The organism is Pseudomonas sp. BN515, from assembly GCF_029873155.1.
Classification (GTDB): Bacteria; Pseudomonadota; Gammaproteobacteria; order Pseudomonadales; family Pseudomonadaceae; genus Metapseudomonas.
Genome location: NZ_SSOH01000064.1, coordinates 30,806 through 49,819 on the forward strand (window position 1 = coordinate 30,806; position 19,014 = coordinate 49,819).

Sequence of the window (19,014 nt, forward strand, 5' to 3'; positions counted from 1 at the left end):
AAAAGCCGGCCCGCCCCATGCGGCGCCGGCTCCATCCAACGGAGGCAAGCGATGCTGACACACCTACAACGACTGGAAGCGGAGAGCGTCCAGATCATCCGGGAAGTCGTCGCCGAGTGTGAAAACCCGGTGATGCTCTACTCCATCGGCAAGGACAGCGCGGTCATGCTGCACCTGGCGATGAAGGCTTTTGCCCCGGGCAAACCGCCCTTCCCCCTGCTGCACGTGGACACCACCTGGAAGTTCCGCGAAATGATCGCTTTCCGCGACCAGACCGCCGAACGCCTGGGCCTGGAACTGCTGGTGCACATCAACCCGGAAGGCCAGGAACGCGGGATCAACCCCTTCACCCACGGCTCGGCGCTGCACACCGATATCTGGAAGACCCAAGGGCTGAAGCAGGCCCTGGACCTGCACGGCTTCGACGCGGCCTTCGGCGGTGCCCGCCGCGATGAGGAGAAGTCCCGCGCCAAGGAGCGGGTGTTCTCGATCCGCTCCGAGCAGCACCGCTGGGACCCCAAGCAACAGCGCCCCGAACTCTGGCGCCTGTACAACACCCGCAAGCGCAAGGGCGAGAGTCTGCGCGTGTTCCCGCTCTCCAACTGGACCGAGCTGGATATCTGGCAATACATCTACCTCGAAGGCATCCCGATCGTGCCCCTGTACTTCGCCCAAGAGCGTCCGGTGGTACGCCGGGACGGCACCCTGATCATGGTCGATGACGAGCGCCTGCCGCTGCTGCCCGGCGAAACGCCGGAACTGCGCAAGGTGCGCTTCCGCACCCTCGGCTGCTACCCGCTGACCGGTGCCATCGACAGCGAGGCCGACAGCCTCCCGGCGATCATCCAGGAAATGCTGGTGAGCCGAACCTCCGAACGCCAGGGCCGACTGATCGACAGCGATTCATCCGGCTCCATGGAGAAGAAGAAGCAAGAGGGGTACTTCTGATGAACGCCATTTCGAACCTGGACCAGTACCTGCAGCAACAACAGCGCAAGGACCTGCTGCGCTTCATCACCTGCGGCAGCGTCGACGACGGCAAGAGCACCCTGATCGGGCGCCTGCTCTACGAAACCAAAGTGCTCTTCGAGGACCAGCTCGGCCAACTGGAAGCGGATTCGAAGAAACTCGGCACCCAGGGCGGCGAGCTGGACTTCGCCCTGCTGGTGGACGGCCTGGCCGCCGAGCGTGAACAAGGCATCACCATCGACGTGGCCTACCGGTTCTTCGCCACCGACAAGCGCAAGTTCATCGTCGCCGACACCCCCGGCCACGAGCAGTACACCCGCAACATGGTCACCGGCGCCTCCACCGCCGACGTGGCGGTGATCCTGGTCGACGCGCGCCAGGGCCTGCTGCCGCAGACCCGCCGGCACAGCTACCTGGTGTCCCTGCTGGGCATCCGCCGGGTGCTGGTGGCGGTGAACAAGATGGACCTGATGGGTTATTCCGAAGAGGTCTTCGCCCGAATCGAAGCCGACTACCGCGCCTTTGCCGAACAGCTCGGCCTGAGCGACATCCAGTGCATCCCGCTGTCAGCGCTCAAAGGCGACAACCTCATCGAGCGCAGCACCAGCATGCCCTGGTACCAGGGTCCCAGCCTGCTGCAGCACCTCGAAACCGTGCCCCTGGACGACGACCGTGCGAGCCACGCGCCGTTCCGCCTGCCGGTGCAGTGGGTGAACCGCCCCAACCTCGATTTCCGTGGCTACTCGGGCAACGTGGCGGCGGGCAGCATCCGTGTCGGCGAGCGCATCCGCGTGCTGCCGTCGGGCAAGCAGAGCCGGGTGAGCGGCATCCTTGGCCTCGCCGGCGAGCAGCAGGAAGCGGTCTGCGGCCAGGCGGTGACCCTGACCCTGGAAGACGAGATCGACATCAGCCGTGGCGACCTCATCGCCCTGGCCGACGCGCCGCCAGCGGTGGCCGACCAGTTCGAATCCACCCTGGTCTGGATGGGCGAAGAGCCGATGCTGCCTGGCCGCCCCTACCTGCTGAAAATCGGCTGCCGCACCCTGGGCATGAGCTGCACCACCCTCAAGCACAAGGTGGACGTGAACAGCCTGCAACAGCTGGCGGCCCGGACCCTGGAGCTGAACGAGATCGGCGTCTGCGACCTGAGCCTGGACCAGCCGATCCCCTTCGATGCCTATGCGGATAACCGCGATACCGGCGGCTTCATCATCATCGACCGCCTGACCAACCAGACCGTCGGCGCCGGCATGCTGCACTTCGCCCTGCGCCGCGCGCAGAACGTGCACTGGCAGGCCATCGACGTGAACGGTGCGGCCCGTGCCACCCTGAAGGGCCAGACGCCGCGCATCCTCTGGTTCACCGGTCTCTCCGGGGCGGGCAAGTCGACCATCGCCAATCTGGTGGAGCGCAAGCTGCACGCCCTGGGCCGTCACACCTACCTGCTGGACGGTGACAACGTGCGCCACGGCCTGAACCGCGACCTGGGCTTCAGCGAGGCGGACCGGGTGGAGAACATCCGCCGCGTAGCGGAAGTGGCGCGGCTGATGCTGGATGCCGGGCTGATCACGCTGGTGTCCTTCATCTCGCCATTCCGTGCCGAGCGCGACCTGGCGCGCAGCCTGGCGGGCGAAGGGGCCTTCCTGGAGATCTTCATCGACGCATCGCTGGAGCTGGCCGAGAGCCGCGACCCCAAGGGCCTCTATCAGAAAGCCCGGCGCGGTGAACTGAAGAACTTCACCGGCATCGATTCGCCCTACGAGCCGCCGCTGGCACCGGACCTGCGCATCGATACGGCGAGCGAATCGGCCGAAGCCGCCGCCGAGCGCATCGTCGAGCACCTGTTGGCGCTCTGAGCCCGCTCCCTCGACGGGGCTGACCCGTAGGAGCGAGGGGGACGCCGAGTTCTTGCTCGCGAATGTCCTGTACTCGGACGTTCGCGAGCAGAGCTCGCTCCTACATTTCCCAGCCAACCGAATCGATCCCTGCCGCCACTAGGCCAAACGGACGATTTATCCACAGTCCGCCGCGCCAATACTCGGCCCATCCAGCCCGACAACCACAACAAGCGAGGCGAGGATGCACAACTACCGACACGCCCATGAACTTGCAGCCATCAGCTCGGCGGAACTCAGCGAGCTGCTGGCATTGACCTACCAGGGCCCCCTGGAACCCACACCCTGGGCCGGCCTGCTGGAAGCGCTGCGCCTGCGTTTCGAGGCCAGCTTCCTGACCCTGGTATTGCGCAACCCCGCCCACGAAAGGCCGGGGCTGATCGTCAACGCCTCGATCCACGGGCCGCACCTGCCGGGCGAGCCGTCCTACAGCGAGCACTACTACTCGATCTGCCCCTTCCTCCACTGGTCCGCCGACCAGGTGGCCAGCGCTGACCAGGTGATGGGCAGCGACCACTGGCTGGCGCACGACTTCTACCGGAACTACCTCCAGCCGCTGGACCTGCGCTACGTACTGGTGGCCAACATGCGCACGACGGCAGGCATGCATTGCGCGCTGTTCGCCTGCCGCGAGCACGCCAGCCGGGACTTCGACGATAGTGAAATCGCCCTGGTGCGCCTGCTGCTGCCACACCTGCAGCAGGCCGTGGACCTGCACTCCACGGTGGACCAACTGGACTCCGAGCGCCTGCTCTATGCCGCCACCATTGACCGCCTGCTGGTGGGCACTGCCATCCTCGACGAAACCGGCAAGGTGATGCGCAGCAACCAGGCCGCCCAGCAGCTGCTCGACAGCCATGATGGCCTCGAATGCCGACAGGAAAAGCTCAGCGCTTTCTCTGGCCAGGACAACCGCAACCTGCAACGGGCGATCCTCGCCGCGCTGCAGCATCACCAGCACGGCCGGGAAGACTGTGTCGAAGTGCTGACCCTGACCCGCCCCACTGGCGAAGTGCCGTTGAACGTGCTGCTGCGTCCCATCGCCCTGGACCACGAAAGCCGTGGGGCAGCCCGGAGACCGGCGGTGGCGGTGTTCATCCGCGACCCCAGCGACTCGCCCCAAGCCTCCCGGCGCCTGTTGCGCAGCCTGTTCCAGCTGACCCGCACGGAAACCGAGGTGGCGATGTTGATCATGGACGGCCTGACCCTTGACGAAAGCGCCGAGCGCCTCGGGGTCACGCGCAATACTGTGCGGGCGCACCTGCGCGGCGTGTTCGCCAAGACCGGCGCGACCCGCCAGGCGCAACTGGTGAAGACCCTGCTGAACAGCGTCGCTTCGCTGGCTTGAGCAGATTTCGTTCGGTAATCGGTCCCCTCGGTGCAGCCGGTCTGCCAGCGGCGGCTGCCCTGGGGACCACGTGATAAAACGCCTAGCTCGTTCGAACGATGAACGGGTCAATCATCCGGGTAACGCTGTATTTCCAGACCAGTTGATACCGCGCGACTGCCATGATTTTCGCGACGCCTGCAGGGTGAACAAGAATTATGAATCCATCCGACATCTCTCTGGATCAACTCAGCCAGCTCATCGAGCAGATCTACGAAGGCGCCAGCGAAGAGCTGCCCTGGCAGCGAAGCCTCGAACAGCTGCGGACCGCGCTGGGCGCCAACTACGTCACGCTGATCCTGCGCCCCAGTGCGCCAGGTGATCCCGGCTTCATGGTCAACGCCGGCCCGGTCGAGACCTGGGCAGTCTCCGCATACAGCGAAACCTATTACGCCCTCGACCCCTTCGTCGGCCTGCCCGCTGGCGAAGTCCACACGGTGGCCGAACTGCTGGGCGAAGAGCGCTGGCTGAAATCGGATTTCTACCTGAGTTTCAATGCACCGCTGGATGTGTTCCACATCATGGGTGCCGACCTGTACACCGCCAACGGCATCGAGTGCCGCCTGCGTGTCTGCCGTCCGCACCAGGACAGCAGTTTCACTGCGCAGGACAAGGCGTTCTGCGCACGCCTGCTGCCGCATTTGCGGCGTGCGGTAAACCTGTATGGCCAGCTCAAGCGCAGTGAGGTCGAACGCCAGCTGTATGCCTCGGCGGTCGAGCGCATGCAGATCGGCACCATCATTCTCGACAACCATCTGCAGGTCATGGAAACCAATCAGGCCGCCAATGAAATGCTAGGCGAGGGTGATGGCCTGAACGTCGCCGGAGACCGTCTCGGTGCAGCCTATCGGCGCGACAACCAGGCCTTGCAGCGTTTGATCAAGCAAGCCTTGGAGCAGCGCGTATCGGAGGGTCCGAGAATCGCAGAAGCCATCACCCTGCAGCGTCCCTCCGGCCGCAGCAGCCTGGGGGTGGTGGTGCAAAGCCTGCCCCGCGAGGAAAGCCTGGAAGGCCGGCATCCGGCCGTGGCGGTTTTCCTGCGTGATCCGGAACGCCGGGCAGACGTGCAACAGCAGCCGCTACGTCAGCTGTTCGGCTTCACCCCCGCCGAAGCCGCCCTGGCGATCCAGCTGGCCCATGGCAACACACTGGACGAAGCCGGCGTCCAACTGAACATCCGCCGCAACACGGTGAAGGCGCACTTGCGGGCGATCTTCTCCAAGGCCGGGGTTACCCGTCAGAGCGAACTGGCCTATGTCCTGCACAACAGCGTGGCCGTGCTGGGCGGTAGTGTCGCGGGTGCGGAAAGCACCAGAAGCCTGTAGTTCGGTTGTGGGGGCGAATTTATTCGCCCCCACAGAAAAGCCGTTCGATGCCAGGCCTTTCGCCTTACACCGCCATCTTGCGCAGGGCGTCCTTGGTCACCTTGCCGGCCGCATTGAGCGGCATGGCATCGACCAGCAAGGCACGGCGCGGCACCTTGTAGTTGGCCATCTGTTCGCGGCACCAGGCGAGGAAGGCCTGGGTGTCCACCGGCTTGCCGGCGGCGGGCAGCAGGAAGGCCATGGCCACCTCCCCCAGGCGCTCGTCTGGAATGCCGATTACCGCCGCCTGGGCCACCCCCGGATAGCGCAGGATGACCTGCTCGATTTCCGCCGGGTACACGTTGAAGCCACCGGTGATGAACATGTCCTTGATGCGGTCGGTGATGCGCAGATAACCGTCCTCGTCGAGCACGCCGACATCGCCCGTGTGCAGCCAGCCATCGGCATCGATGGCTTCGGCCGTGGCCTCGGGGTTGTTGAAGTAGCCCTGCATCAGGTTGTAGCCGCGCACCAGCAGCTCTCCGGGTTCGCCGGTCGGCACCGGGTTGCCGGCGCCATCGACGCAGCGCACTTCCACATCCGGGAAAGCGCGGCCCGAGGTGGTTGCGATCCGCTCTGCGGAATCCCCCGGACGGCAGATGGTGACGAAGCCGCAGGCCTCGGTCAGGCCGTAGGCGGTGACGATGGTTTCGAAGCCCAGCTCGCTGCGCATGCGCCGCACCATTTCCACCGGCACCGAGGCCGCCCCGGTCACCGCGACCCGCAAGCTGGAAAGGTCAAAGCGCTCGCGCTCGGGGAAGGCCAGGATCGATTGGTACAGGGTCGGCGGCCCGGGGAGCACATTCACCCGCTCGCGAGCGACGCGTTCGAGCATCACCGGCACATCGAACACCTGCTGCGGCAGGATGCAGCAACCGCGCATCAGCGCCGCCAGCCAGCCGGCCTTGTAGCCGAAGCTGTGGAAGAACGGGTTGACGATCAGGTAGCGGTCACCCGGACGCAGCCCGACCATGGCGCTCCAGTCGCGGACGATGCGCAGGTTCTGGCCGTGGGCGGTCATCACGCCCTTGGGCTTGCCAGTGGTGCCGGAGGTGAACAGCAGGTCCGACAGGCTGTGCTGATCCACCTGGCTCTCGCGCACCGCCAGCTCCGCCGGGGACACCTCGTCCGCCAACGCCATGAAATCGTCCCAGCCGAGGCAATCCGGTGCCGCGCCGCGCAGGCAGATACGCGTGCGCAGGTCCGGCAACGCTTCACCGGCCAGCAGCGACGGGTAGTCGGTGCCAAGGAATTCGCCAATCACGAACAGCAGGCTGGCGCCGCTCTCGCGCAGGATGAAGCCCGCCTCGCTGCCTTTCATCCGCGTGTTCAGCGGCACCAGCACCGCGCCGACGCTCTGCAGGGCGATGGCGGCGACTATCCATTCATGGATGTTCGGCGCCCAGATCGCCACCCGCTCGCCGGCCTGAATGTCCAGCGCCAGCAGGGCGCGGGCGGCTTGACGGCGCAACTGGTCGAGCCGGTGGTAGCTGATGCGGACGCTGTCGTCCTCGATGGCCATGGATTCGCCGTAGCGGGTCGAGGTGGCGGCCAGCAGCTGAGGAATGGTCAGGACGCTTTCCAGGTCGGTCATGGGCTTTTCTCGGGGCGCGACGGGGCAGCGGCCGGGTAAATCCGGCCGTGGCATGGATGGGAAATCAGGCTTGCGGCGGTGCGAAACGGCGGCCGGCGGAGAAGCCGCCATCCACCGCGATCATCTGTCCGCTGACGAAGGAGGCATCGTCGGAAGCGAGGAACAGCGCCACGCTGGCCACCTCGTCCGGCTGCCCGGCACGGCAGAGCATGTGCTGGGAGGCGAAGTAGGCGTGGAACTCCTTCTGCTCCTTGACCATCTGGGTCATGGGCGTGTCGATCAGGCCCGGGCAGAGACCGTTGACGCGGATATTGGCGTGGCCGTAGTCGATGGCCATGGAGCGGGTCAGCTGGGTGATGCCGCCCTTGGCGGTGTTGTAGGCGGCGTTGCCGTCGCAGCCCTGCAGGCCGAAGATCGAACCGAAGTTGATGATCGAGCCGCTGCGCTGGGCGACCATCTGCGGCAGTGCATAGCGGCTGGTCAGCATGGAACCGGTCAGGTGGATATCCAGGACCCGGCGCCACTCCTCGGTGCTGGTCTCGGTGATGCTGCCACGGCTGGCGATGCCGGCGGCGTTGACCAGCGCGTCGATGCGGCCGAAGCGTGCAACTACCTCTTCCATCACCGCCTGCACCCGCGCTTCATCACGCACATCGAGGCTCATGAACAGCGGCGCGGGGCTCAGACCTTCGAGGCTAGCGGCGACATCCGCGCGGGGCTCGCCCAGATCCAGCCCGATGACCTGCGCGCCTTCGGCGGCGAAACGACGAACACAGGCCAGACCGATACCCGATGCAGCTCCGGTGATGACCGCGACCTTGCTAGACAGACGTGCCATGGGAAACCTCGTTGCTTGTTCTTGGAATGGGTTTTTCGGCGGAGTTTACATAACGCGGCGGGGGGCATGATCGTCCGTTGAGACTACGCCTTGTTCCCTTGAAGGGGGCACCATCCTTGTAGGAGCGAGCTTGCTCGCGAACCTCCTGACTCCGGCCTTTCGCGAGCAAGCTCGCTCCTACACATGGCCCGTGCCTCGCCAATAAAAAACCCGGCCGAAGCCGGGTGTAAAGGCACAGACATACACGCTCAATACCACCGGTGAGGGCGGTAGCTCCCGGCTGTCACCCCGGAAACTTCAGTTTCAGCCGCGCGCTGCCGGGGCGGCCCTGGCATGCCAGGGTCCAGCCTTCGGCGAGTTCCGCGGGGCTGAGAATATCGTTGCGGGAGAGCACCACTTCGCCCTCCTCCACCTTGCACATGCAGGCGCCACAGAAGCCTTCTTCACAGGAGTAAGGCGCGTCGAGGCCCGCATTACGCATGCTCTGCAGCAGGGTCTCGCCCGATTGCACGGGCACTTCGCTGAGCTGGCCGTCGAGCTCCACCAGCAGTTGCTCCGCCTCGACGCCAGCGGCCGCCGGAACGGCCTCCTGGGCATCCGGATCGGGCGGCGAGACGAAGCGCTCCACATGGATGCGTTCGCGCGCTTCCCCCAGCCCCAGCAGGGCCCCTTCCACGGTGTCCATGAAAGGACCGGGGCCGCAGATGTAGAACTCCGCACCGGCGTGGCCGCGCACCAGCTGGCGCACTTCGCCCTGGCTGAGGAAGCCCTGCACCGAATCCAGCACATGCACCACTTCCAGCTGGTCCACATGGGCCTTGGCCAGTGCCTTCAGCTCATCGCGGAAGATGACCGAGGCTTCGTCGCGATTGGCGTACACCAGCTTGATCCGGCGGTCGGTGGTCCTCAGCGCCGATTTGAGGATGGAAAACACCGGGGTGATCCCCGAACCACCGCCGAACAGCACCAGGTCATGGTCACCGGGGCGCAGATGGAAATGCCCGGCCGGCGGCAGCACCTCCAACAGGTCGCCGGGACGCACCTGGTCGTTGAACCAGTTGGACACCCGGCCGCCTTCCACCCGTTTGACGGTGACCTTCGGCAGGGTGTCGCAATCCGGCGAACTGGACATGGAGTAGCAGCGCGTCAGCCGCTTGCCGCCGAGCACCACGCGAAAGCCCAGGTACTGCCCCGCCTTGTACTGGAAGCGCGCTTCCAGCTCAGCGGGTATCCGCAGCACCAGCGAACGGCTGTCGTGGGTCTCGTTGATCACCTCGGCCACTTCCAGCTGGAAGGCGCCGGACTGCTGCGGCTCGATCACAAGTGGCTGCACGCTACCCATCACAATCTCCGGATCAAAGCAGACCGCTGACGGTCTGCGCGTTGTCGATACGCAGCTCGCTGCCGTTGATGAAGCGCGATTCATCGGAGGCGAGGAAGAGCACCAGGTTGGCGATGTCGCGCGGGGCGCACATGCGGTTCTTCGGGTCCTGGTCCAGCACCTCTTGCGGCACGTTCTGCAGGCCCGTCAGCGGCTGGGTCATCGGTGTGTTGATGCCGTCCGGGTGCACGCTGTTGCAACGGATGCGGTAGCCCTGCTGCTTGCAGTGCAGCGCGACGGAGCGGGTCAGTGCGGCCACCGCGCCCTTGGAGGCGGAGTAGGCGCAGAAGGCCGGCATGCCACCCAGGGCGGCAACCGACGACATGTTGATGATCGAGCCGCCGCCGCTGTCTTTCATCGCCGCGATGGCGTGCTTGCAGCCGAGGAAGTAGCCGTCGCTGTTGATCCGCTGGATCCTCTGCCACAGCTCAAGGCTGGTGTCCTCGATGCTGGCCAGGGCGAGGATGCCGGCGTTGTTCACCAGCACATCGAGGCGGCCGAAGGTTTCCAGGGTGACCTTGATGACGTTCTGCCAATCGGCTTCGCTGGAAATGTCCTGGCGGACGAACAGCGCGTTCGCGCCGATCTCCGCAGCTACCTGGCGGCCGGCCTCGTCATTGAGGTCGGTGAGCACCACTTTCGCCCCTTCGCTGGCCAGCAGCAGCGCGTCATCGCGCCCCGCACCACTGGCGGCGCCGGTGACGATGCAGACCTTGCCTTCGACTCGTTTCATTGTTGTTCTCCTTGGAAAGCCAGAGCGGCACTAACCAGGCCCGCCACATGAGCACCGACCCGGCGTCCAGAGTGGACGCAGTCGGCCAGGGACAGGCCGGACACATAAAAATTGGAGGCCACGCCCACCGCATTGCGGCCGGCGCTGAACAGGCCGGGGACGGGCTGGCCGTCTTCCCCCAGCACCTGGCCGCTGCGCTCGCACACGGTCAGGCCGCCGAGGGTGATCACCGGACAGGGGAAGAGCTTGCTGTCGAACGAGAGGTCCAGGGCATACCAGGGGCCTTCGTCCAGGGGCGCGAGGAACGCTTTCGATTTGCCCAGTTCGTCGTTGCGGTCTCCCCGCGCTGCGGCGTTATAGGCGGCAACCGTGCGTTCGAGGTTCGCCTGCGGCAAGCCGGTACGCTCCGCCAGTTCGGCGAGGCTGCGACCCCGGCGGGCGTTGAATAGCATGTTGAGCACGGCCGGCAGGCGCTGGAAGGACCAGACCTTGCCCGGTCCGACCTGGGCGTAGGCTTCCTTCATCAGCGCACGGTTGAGGATGAGGATGGCGCGGCCGCCCTGCTCCTCCACCATGGCGTGGCCGAGCTTGGCGCCATACACCTCTTCATTGCAGTAGCGCAGACCTTGCCCGTTGACGATCAGCCCGCGAGCCCAGGCCAGCGGCGGATTGATGAAGCGCCAGGCGCTCGCCCGTTCCATGCGCGCGGTGCGGCCGCCGGCACTCTGGCCAAGGCGGATGCCGCTGCCATCGCAACCGCTGGTACCCAGCGGCAAGCCATCGAGATAGCGCGGCGCATGCACGGTGAGCATGGCGCGGTTGAAGACGAATCCACCCGAGCTGAGCAGCACGCCGTGCAGGGCGCGGATCAGTCGGCGTTGCCCGTGAGCAAGCTCCAGCTCACGCAGCTTGCGGCGCCAGCCTTCGGCAAGAGCCGGTGCATAGGGGTGAATGGCATCGGTCCAGCGGCTCAGCCGTGCGTGGCGCTTCGCGGCACGGCTGCCAGCCGGCAGCTCCCAGGCTTCGACTCCAAGTACGGTGCCGGCATCGTCCAGCACCAGGCGGCGAACCTCGCACTGGCGACGCAGGCGCACGCCCTTGCGCAAGGCGGTGGCGGCCAAGGGACGGAACAGGGCAATCCCGGACATGCCGGAACCCAGCGCACGATGGCCACGGGGAGCCGGACGCGCCTGGGCGGCGTAGCTCGGTACCGCTTCGTTTCCCGAGTAGTAGAGGTAGTACTGGTCGCTGGGGTAGGAGGTTTTCAGCGGCGGCACGCTGCCCTGGAAGGCCGCGCCCTGCTGCTCCAGCCAGGCCAGGTTGGCGCGGCTGTCCTGACAGAAGCCACGCAGCGTCTCGGCGGAAACCGCCTCGTCCACTTCCTGGCGCAGGTAGTCGTACATGGCCTCGACTGAGTCTTCCACACCCGCGTCGGCCTGCTGCGACGTACCGCCACCGGCGTAGACCACGCCGCCGCTGCGTGCCGTGGCACCGCCGCCCTGGAAGCGATCCAGGGCCAGTACCGAAACGCCCCGGCTTGCGGCCTCGATGGCAGCACACACACCGGCACCACCGAAGCCGACCACCAGCAGGTCGGCGCTGTCGTTCCAGGCCACCTGCGCGGCATCACGCACGCGCAGCGGCGCTTCGGGGGTCTGCTCCATGGCCGTCATGGCACGTCCTCAGCTGGCAGCGGCCAGGGACGGCGCGGTCGTGGTGTACGCGCCGTTGAGGTAGACCAGAGGACTGATCTCGGCGCTGTTGTGGATCTCCACAATGCGGCCGATGAAGATGGTGTGGGTGCCGTAGCTGAACTTGCCGTCCTGCTGGCAGAGGATGGCCGACTGGGCATCGCCCAGGTAAGGAATCCCGCCCTCGCTGTTGCGCCAGTCGCCACGCTGGAAACGTGCCTCACCCTTCACCGGGCCGCTGCACAGGTGGGAGAGTTCCTCCTGCTCCAGCCCGAGGATGTTCACGCAGAAGTCCGCGCCCGCATCCAGCACGGCGTGCAGCGACGCGGTCTTGTTCACGCAAATGAGCAGCGACGGCGGCTCGGTGGAAAGCGAATCCACGGCGGTGGCGGACATGGCGAACCGCTCCTGGCCGTTGCTGGTGGTGATGATGGTCACGGACTTGGCCAGACGACGCATCGCCTGGAGCATCTCGCCTTTCAGATCGGCCTGGCTCATCGCACTGCCCTCTTGTTGTTCTCAAGTGGAGCCGATTCTTCGCCAGGCCCCCGGGGCAGTCATCGTCCGAGGGGACTAGTCGTCCGAGCGTCGATGCTCGTGCTTCTTGTGGGAGCGAATTCATTCGCGAAAGGGCAGCGCAGTTGACCAATGGGAGCCGGAAAGGGCAGGCCTGCGGCCTGCTTCGCGAATGAATTCGCTCCTACAAGAAAGCCGGCCCTGCCAACCGGGAATTCCGCGCTCGTGCCATTAGCGAATGAATTCGCCCCTACAAAGAGCGGTCCCCATGGGACATCTCCGGCATATGGTCCGTTTGAAGGATGCCGCCCCGCTTGCCCGTTGTTTGAATGCCCGGCGATAGGTGGAAAAGCCTTCAACAGGAGAACAACAACATGCTCGACCAAGACCTGATCCGCCAACGCCTGAAACAACGTGCCAAAGAGCTGGTGCCCGTGCTGCGCGAACGCGCGCCCCTGGCCGCAAAGAACGGCCAGCTGCCGGAAGAAACCATCCGCGATTTCCAGGAAGCGGGCTTCTTCCGCATCCTCCAGCCCGCGCGCTGGGAAGGTTATGAGCTGGAGCCCAAGGACTTCTTCGAGGTGCAGATGACCCTCGCCGAGGGCTGCATGTCGTCCGCCTGGGTGCTGGGCGTGGTGGCCATCCACAACTGGCAGCTGGCGCTGTTCGACGACCGCGCGGCGCAGGATGTCTGGGGCCAGGATTCGAGCGTGCTGATCTCCTCGTCCTATATGCCGGTGGGCAAGGTCACCCGCGTCGAGGGCGGCTTCCGCCTCAGCGGCCGCTGGGGTTTCTCCTCCGGCAGCAAGCACTGCCAGTGGGCCTTCCTCGGCGCCATGGTGCCCCCGGAGAAGGAAGGCGACGGCCCGGACTACCGCACCTTCCTGGTTCCGCGCAGCAACTACAGCATCATCGACAACTGGGACGTGATGGGCCTGGAAGCCACCGGCTCCCATGACGTCCTGGTGGAAGACGTATTCGTGCCCGAGTACCACACCCACCGCTCCATCGACGGTTTCATGCAGAACAGCCCGGGCAACGCGGTGAACACCGCGCCGCTGTTCCGCCTGCCCTTCGGGCAGATCTTCGTGCGCGCGGTGTCGTCCTCCACCATCGGTGCGCTGCAAGGCGCCATCGACCTGTTCATCGAGGCCAACAAGAGCCGCGTCGGCGTTAACGACGGCCGCAAGATCATCCAGGACCCCGGCGCCCAGACCGCCCTGGCCAACGCCATGGTCACGGTGGACGAGTGCCGCACCGTGCTGCTGCGCAATTTCGAACTGATGATGGATCGCGCCAAGGCCGGAGAACCGCTGACCATGGCCGAGCGGGTGAAGATGCGCTACGACTCTGCCATCGTCCCGGACAAGTGCGCCGAGGCGGTGAAGGCCCTGATGTACAACAGCGGCGCCTCCACCATCTTCCGCCAGCACGGGATCAACCGCGCCTTCCGCGATATCCACACCGGCCGCGCCCACGTGGCCAACTGCCCGGGCAAGTACGCACTCAACCTGGGCGGCGTGGGGATGGGGTTGGACAGCACTGACTTCTTCCTCTGATCCCTTTGCGTAAGAGCTGGCTTCTGTAGGATGGGCGGAGCTTGCGATAACCATCAATCCGCGGTGATGGGTATCGCTCCGCTCCACCACATCCTACGGTCCTGAGATCGCGAACCCGCCTCGCCACGACGCCCGCCCCGCGCGGGCGTCGTGCTGTGCGGAGACTCAAGATGACTAGTCCCTTTGGAGGATTCAGCGCGGTTTTCGATCCCACACCATGCGCTCAAGACCCGACATCTCCGGGTTGACCGATCGAAGAACAACAAGGGCAACGCGCATGAAATTCTCCCTGATCTACGAGGCACAGACGATCGACAGCAGCCGCGAAGGCGACCGTCGCATCTTCGACGAAACCGTCGAGCAGGCCGTGCTCGCCGACAAGCTCGGTTTCGACAACTTCTGGTGCGTGGAACACACCGCGCTGACCAACTACTCCCACATGTCCGCGCCGGAAACCATGCTGGCCTTCGTCGCCGGCAAAACCGAGCGCATCGGCATCGGCCACGGCGTGGTCTGCCTGCCGCCGGCCATGAACCACCCGGTGAAGGTGGCTGAGCGCATCGCCACCCTCGACCTGCTGTCCAAGGGCCGTGTGCATTTCGGCGTGGGCAAGGGCGGTACCCAGCAGGAATCCGGCACCTTCGGCTACGACCTGGCCACCCTGCAACCGCAGATCGACGAAGCCATGTACCTGATCCCGAAGATGTTCGTGCAGGACGAGATCGAACATAACGGCGACTTCGTGAAGATCCCGAAACGCCCGATCCATCCCAAGCCGTACCAGGACCCGCACCCGCCGATGTACCTGGCCTGCACCAACACCGAGTCGCTGAAGAACGCCGGCGGCCGTGGCATGGGCGCCCTGGTGCTGGGCTTCGGCGGCCCCGAGGAAATCGCCAAGAAGGTCGCCGTGTACCACGAGGCCTGGGACAACCGTGACGAGAAGAACCAGGTGGGCTTCCGCCCGAATCGCCACATCGCCGCCCTGTGCCCGGCCATCGTCCTGGACGACAACGAGAAGGCCCGCCACATCGGCATTCGTGGCCAGCGCTACTTCATGGAATCCCTGGCCTACTGGTACGCCGGCGGCGAGCGCCCGGACCCGGAGAAATGGAAGGACGACACCTTCGTCGACGGTAACGGCCAGGCGGTGATCAAGTCGCGCTTCGCCTCCGAAGAGGTCAAGGTCGACTTCTCCGACCCGACCATGGCGATGATGAACCCCAACCATGCCTACGGCACCGTGAGCGACTGCATCGGCTATGTGCAGCGCCTGATCGACGCCGGCGCCGACGAAATCCTCTTCATCTGCCAGATGGGCACCGTGCCCCAGTGGGCGCAGCTGGAGACGCTGAAGAACATCGGCGAACACGTGATTCCCTATTTCCGCAAACAGAAGGACTGACCTGAGCAGCGGAGTGAGGAATGAAAAACGGGCCTTCGGGCCCGTTTTCTTTTTTGGATGGCACAACGGCAGGGGCTCTTCCTGTGGGGGCGAATTCATTCGCTGATGCAGATTGACGAGCTGCCATTGGAATCCCGCGCGGGGCACTACCCCCTCTCCCCCGGCCCCTCTCCCTGAAGCGGAGAGGGGTGACTCGCGCCGGCACCGCCCTGCCCTGGCACATATCCTGTGGGGGCGAGTTCATTCGCCATGCAGATCAAAGATCTGCCGTAGGTTGGTCCGAGGAACGAGGCCCAACAATGCGGTCTCGATCGTTGGGTTTCGCTTCGCCCTAGCGGAACGCCGCCCGCCACAACCTACCTAGCCCGACTTCTTCACAATCGCCTCGGCAATGCTCGCCGGTGCTTCGGCGTAGCGGGCGAATTCCATGGAGAAGCTGGCGCGGCCCTGGGACATGGAGCGCACGTCGGTGGCGTAGCCGAACATTTCGCCCAGGGGCACTTCGGCGCGGATGATCTTGCCGGACACGCCGTCGTCCATGCCGTGGATCAGGCCCCGGCGGCGGTTGAGGTCACCCATGATGTCGCCCATGTAATCCTCTGGCGTCACCACTTCCAGCTTCATCACCGGCTCCAGCAGCACCGCGCCGCCCTTCTGCGAGAGCTGCTTGGTGGCCATGGAGGCGGCGATCTTGAAGGCCATCTCGCTGGAGTCCACATCGTGGTAGGAGCCGTCGAACACCGCGGCTTTCAGACCGATCAGGGGATAACCGGCAAGCACGCCGTTCTTCATCTGCTCCTCGATGCCTTTCTGGATGGCCGGGACGAACTCGCGGGGCACGACGCCGCCCACCACTTCGTTGACGAATTCCAGGCCCTCCTGCCCTTCGTCCGCCGGCGCAAAGCGAATCCAGCAATGGCCGTACTGGCCACGGCCGCCGGACTGGCGAACGAACTTGCCTTCGATCTCGCAGGTCTTGCGGATGGTCTCGCGGTAGGCCACCTGGGGTTTACCGGTGTTGGCCTCGACGCCGAACTCGCGCTTCATGCGGTCGACGATGATGTCCAGGTGCAGCTCGCCCATGCCGGAGATGATGGTCTGCCCGGTTTCCTCGTCCGTCTTCACCCGGAATGACGGGTCTTCCTGCGCCAGCCGGCCAAGGGCGATGCCCATCTTCTCCTGGTCAGCCTTGGTCTTGGGTTCGACGGCGATGGAGATCACCGGCTCGGGGAAGTCCATGCGTTCCAGCACGATCGGCTTGTTCAGGTCGCACAGCGTGTCGCCAGTGGTGACGTCCTTCATGCCGATCAGTGCGGCGATATCCCCGGCACGCACTTCCTTGATCTCTGCGCGGTGGTTGGCGTGCATCTGCACCATGCGGCCGACGCGTTCCTTCTTGCTCTTGACCGAGTTGAGCACGGCATCGCCCGAGTTCAGTACACCGGAGTAGACACGGACGAAGGTCAGGGTACCGACGAAGGGGTCGGTGGCGATCTTGAAGGCCAGGGACGAGAAGGGTTCGGCATCGTCGGCGTGGCGTTCGTCTTCCTTCTCCGGGTGGTCCGGATGGGTGCCGCGAATGGACGGAATCTCGGTCGGCGCTGGCAGAAGCTCGACCACGGCATCCAGCACCAGCGGCACGCCCTTGTTCTTGAACGACGAGCCGCACACCGCCGGCACCACTTCGCAGGACAGGGTGCGGATGCGCAGGCCGGCCTTGATCTCCTCTTCGCTCAGGTCGCCCTCGTCGAGGTACTTGGTCATCAGCTCCTCGTTGGCCTCGGCCGCAACCTCCAGCATCACGTTGCGCCAGTGGCTCGCCGCTTTCTGCATGTCGGCGGGAATCTCCTCCTCGCGGAAACTGGCGCCCTGGTCGGCATCGTTCCAGTAGATGGCCTTCATGCGGATGAGGTCGATCTGGCCGTTGAAGTTCTCTTCCTGGCCGATGGGCAGCTGGATCGGCACCGGGGTATGGCCGAGGCGCTTCTTGATCTGCTCCACCACCCGCAGGAAGTCGGCGCCGGCGCGGTCCATCTTGTTCACGTAGGCAATGCGCGGCACGTGGTATTTGTCGGCCTGGCGCCAGACCGTCTCGGATTGCGGTTCCACCCCGTCGGCGCCGCTGAACACCACCACCGCGCCGTCCAGCACGCGCAGGGAGCGCTCCACCTCGATGGTGAAGTCGACGTGGCCGGGTGTGTCGATGATGTTGATGCGGAACTTGTCGAGCTGCTTGCGCGAGCCGCTCCAGAAGGCCGTGGTGGCCGCCGAGGTGATGGTGATCCCGCGTTCCTGTTCCTGGACCATCCAGTCCATGGTCGCGGCGCCGTCATGCACCTCGCCCATCTTGTGGTTGACCCCGGTGTAATAGAGAACCCGTTCGGTGGTGGTGGTCTTGCCGGCATCCACGTGGGCCACTATGCCGATGTTGCGGTAGTGGCTGATGGGGGTTGTACGGGCCATGGCGATCACCTCCGTGCGGGTTATGAGTTATGGCAGGGCCGCACGCACACCGGCGGTGCCACCGGCACCGGGTTCGAGTACAAGGGTTGTGGGCAAATGGCCTGCTGCAAGGGAATGGCAGTCCCCAAGACCGCACGTCCCCTCCCCTAACGCTAGCACCGCCTCGACCACACCACCGGCCACTCATCCGCTAGTCCAGGCGGACGATGCCGGACCGCGCGCCAGGCCGCATGGTCTGGGCGCATTCATAACAACAAGGACCTTGCCGTGGAAAAGATCATCTACACCCTGTGGCGCGACCCGCAGGACAGCCTCGACAGCTTCTCCCAGCGCCTGCGTGGTGCAGTCGCCGAGCAGCTCTTCACCCTGGGCGCCCGTGGCCTGCAGGTAAACCTGGCCGACGCCGACGTCGCTCCCGCCGCCGGCCTGCGCCAGGAAAACAACCGGCCGCTGCCGGACGCTACCCTGTCGCTCTGGGCCGACAGCGCCAACATCGACGTGCGCCGCCCCTTCGATGACGTCCTGAAAGCGGTTTCCAGCCGCCTGGCGGCCTACCTGGTGAGCGAATCGGTGGTGATTCGCAATACCCGCTTCCCCGCCCACACCGGCCAGCGCACCCACGGTTTCTCGCAGATCGCCTTCCTCAGCTGCCCACCGCGCCTGACCCGCGACGCCTGGCTGGATATCTGGCGCAACCACCACACCCGGGTCGCCATCGACACCCAGGACAATTTCCTCTACGTGCAGAACCTGGTGGTGCGCGCCCTCACCCACGGCGCCGCGCCGGTGGACGCGATAGTCGAGGAAGCCTTCCCCCCGGCCGCCATGACCGATCCCATGGCCTTCTTCGATGCGCCGGGAGACGAGGCGAAGTTCCAGCAGAACCTCGCGGCGATGATGGACAGCTGCAATCGCTTCATCGATTTCGACAAGCTCGACGTACTCCCCACCAGCCAGTACGTGCTCAAGACCGCTGCCGCGCTTTGAGCCCAAGGGGAGCGGCCGTCCGGCTGCTCCCCGTTCGTGGGCAGGTCCTGCTACAGGCCGCCCACCACGCGCGACCCGCCACGGGCCCTGTCGACAAACATGCTTCCGACGACCTCCTTCGGGTAGGAATAGCACCCCCGGGAATCGGTGCATGACCGCTGATCTTCCGCCTTCCGGGCAGCCTCGAAACCCCGACCTATACTGTTAGCCCCGGCAGACCACAAGGCTCGCC

The 19,014-nt window shown here is 65.3% G+C and carries 14 protein-coding genes; 7 read left to right on the forward strand and 7 right to left on the reverse strand.

Annotated elements, in window-relative coordinates:
• The first annotated feature begins 33 nt into the window (after positions 1–33).
• The 4 genes from cysD to E8E91_RS16105 all read left to right on the forward strand — a co-directional run bounded on the left by cysD (position 34) and on the right by E8E91_RS16105 (position 5,576).
• A complete protein-coding gene (gene cysD, locus E8E91_RS16090; RefSeq protein ID WP_280376870.1) occupies positions 34–948 on the forward strand; it encodes a sulfate adenylyltransferase subunit CysD in 915 nt (304 codons plus the stop codon).
• Positions 948–2,825: a sulfate adenylyltransferase subunit CysN gene (cysN, locus tag E8E91_RS16095; protein ID WP_280368504.1), complete on the forward strand. Its 1,878-nt coding sequence runs from the start codon at positions 948–950 to the stop codon at positions 2,823–2,825. The genes cysD and cysN overlap by 1 nt, the downstream gene beginning before the upstream one ends.
• A 223-nt stretch (positions 2,826–3,048) precedes the next feature.
• Positions 3,049–4,212: a helix-turn-helix transcriptional regulator gene (locus E8E91_RS16100; RefSeq protein WP_280376819.1), complete on the forward strand. Its 1,164-nt coding sequence runs from the start codon at positions 3,049–3,051 to the stop codon at positions 4,210–4,212.
• Between the two features lie 197 nt (positions 4,213–4,409).
• Positions 4,410–5,576, forward strand: coding sequence for a LuxR C-terminal-related transcriptional regulator (locus tag E8E91_RS16105; RefSeq protein WP_280376821.1), 1,167 nt, complete (start codon positions 4,410–4,412; stop codon positions 5,574–5,576).
• Between the two features lie 64 nt (positions 5,577–5,640).
• On the opposite strand, the gene E8E91_RS16110 is transcribed toward E8E91_RS16105, so the two are convergent.
• The 6 genes from E8E91_RS16110 to E8E91_RS16135 form a co-directional block, all read right to left on the reverse strand.
• Positions 5,641–7,209: a FadD3 family acyl-CoA ligase gene (locus E8E91_RS16110; protein ID WP_280376824.1), complete on the reverse strand. Its 1,569-nt coding sequence runs from the start codon at positions 7,207–7,209 to the stop codon at positions 5,641–5,643.
• 64 nt (positions 7,210–7,273) lie between these two features.
• Positions 7,274–8,047 carry an SDR family oxidoreductase gene (locus tag E8E91_RS16115; RefSeq protein ID WP_280376827.1) on the reverse strand — a complete coding sequence of 258 codons (774 nt, stop codon included), beginning with the start codon at positions 8,045–8,047 and terminating at the stop codon, positions 7,274–7,276.
• Positions 8,048–8,330: 283 nt separating this feature from the next.
• Complete coding sequence (locus E8E91_RS16120; protein ID WP_280376829.1) at positions 8,331–9,389, reverse strand: ferredoxin--NADP reductase; 1,059 nt, start codon at positions 9,387–9,389, stop codon at positions 8,331–8,333.
• Between the two features lie 13 nt (positions 9,390–9,402).
• Positions 9,403–10,161, reverse strand: a complete 759-nt coding sequence (locus E8E91_RS16125; RefSeq protein ID WP_280376831.1) for a glucose 1-dehydrogenase — start codon at positions 10,159–10,161, stop codon at positions 9,403–9,405.
• Positions 10,158–11,834 (reverse strand): FAD-binding protein, encoded by a 1,677-nt coding sequence (locus E8E91_RS16130; protein WP_280376833.1) that lies wholly within the window; start codon positions 11,832–11,834, stop codon positions 10,158–10,160. Before E8E91_RS16130 ends, E8E91_RS16125 begins: the two co-directional genes overlap by 4 nt.
• A gap of 9 nt (positions 11,835–11,843) precedes the next feature.
• Complete coding sequence (locus tag E8E91_RS16135) at positions 11,844–12,350, reverse strand: flavin reductase family protein (protein WP_151136082.1); 507 nt, start codon at positions 12,348–12,350, stop codon at positions 11,844–11,846.
• 392 nt (positions 12,351–12,742) lie between these two features.
• On the opposite strand from E8E91_RS16135, the gene E8E91_RS16140 reads away from it, so the two are divergent.
• Together E8E91_RS16140 and E8E91_RS16145 are read left to right on the forward strand one after the other, a co-directional pair.
• The gene (locus E8E91_RS16140) at positions 12,743–13,927 is read left to right on the forward strand and encodes a flavin-dependent monooxygenase (RefSeq protein WP_280376836.1); all 1,185 of its coding nucleotides are present in this window, start codon (positions 12,743–12,745) and stop codon (positions 13,925–13,927) included.
• A 277-nt stretch (positions 13,928–14,204) separates the two neighbouring features.
• On the forward strand, positions 14,205–15,332 hold the full coding sequence (locus tag E8E91_RS16145; RefSeq protein WP_280376840.1) for an LLM class flavin-dependent oxidoreductase: 1,128 nt from the start codon (positions 14,205–14,207) through the stop codon (positions 15,330–15,332).
• Between the two features lie 360 nt (positions 15,333–15,692).
• Here E8E91_RS16145 and fusA read toward each other — a convergent pair whose 3' ends face one another.
• Positions 15,693–17,795, reverse strand: coding sequence for an elongation factor G (gene fusA / locus E8E91_RS16150; protein WP_280376842.1), 2,103 nt, complete (start codon positions 17,793–17,795; stop codon positions 15,693–15,695).
• A 267-nt stretch (positions 17,796–18,062) separates the two neighbouring features.
• Here fusA and E8E91_RS16155 point away from each other — a divergent pair, with 267 nt between their 5' ends.
• Positions 18,063–18,782: an EthD domain-containing protein gene (locus tag E8E91_RS16155; RefSeq protein ID WP_280376844.1), complete on the forward strand. Its 720-nt coding sequence runs from the start codon at positions 18,063–18,065 to the stop codon at positions 18,780–18,782.
• The last annotated feature ends 232 nt before the right edge of the window (positions 18,783–19,014 follow it).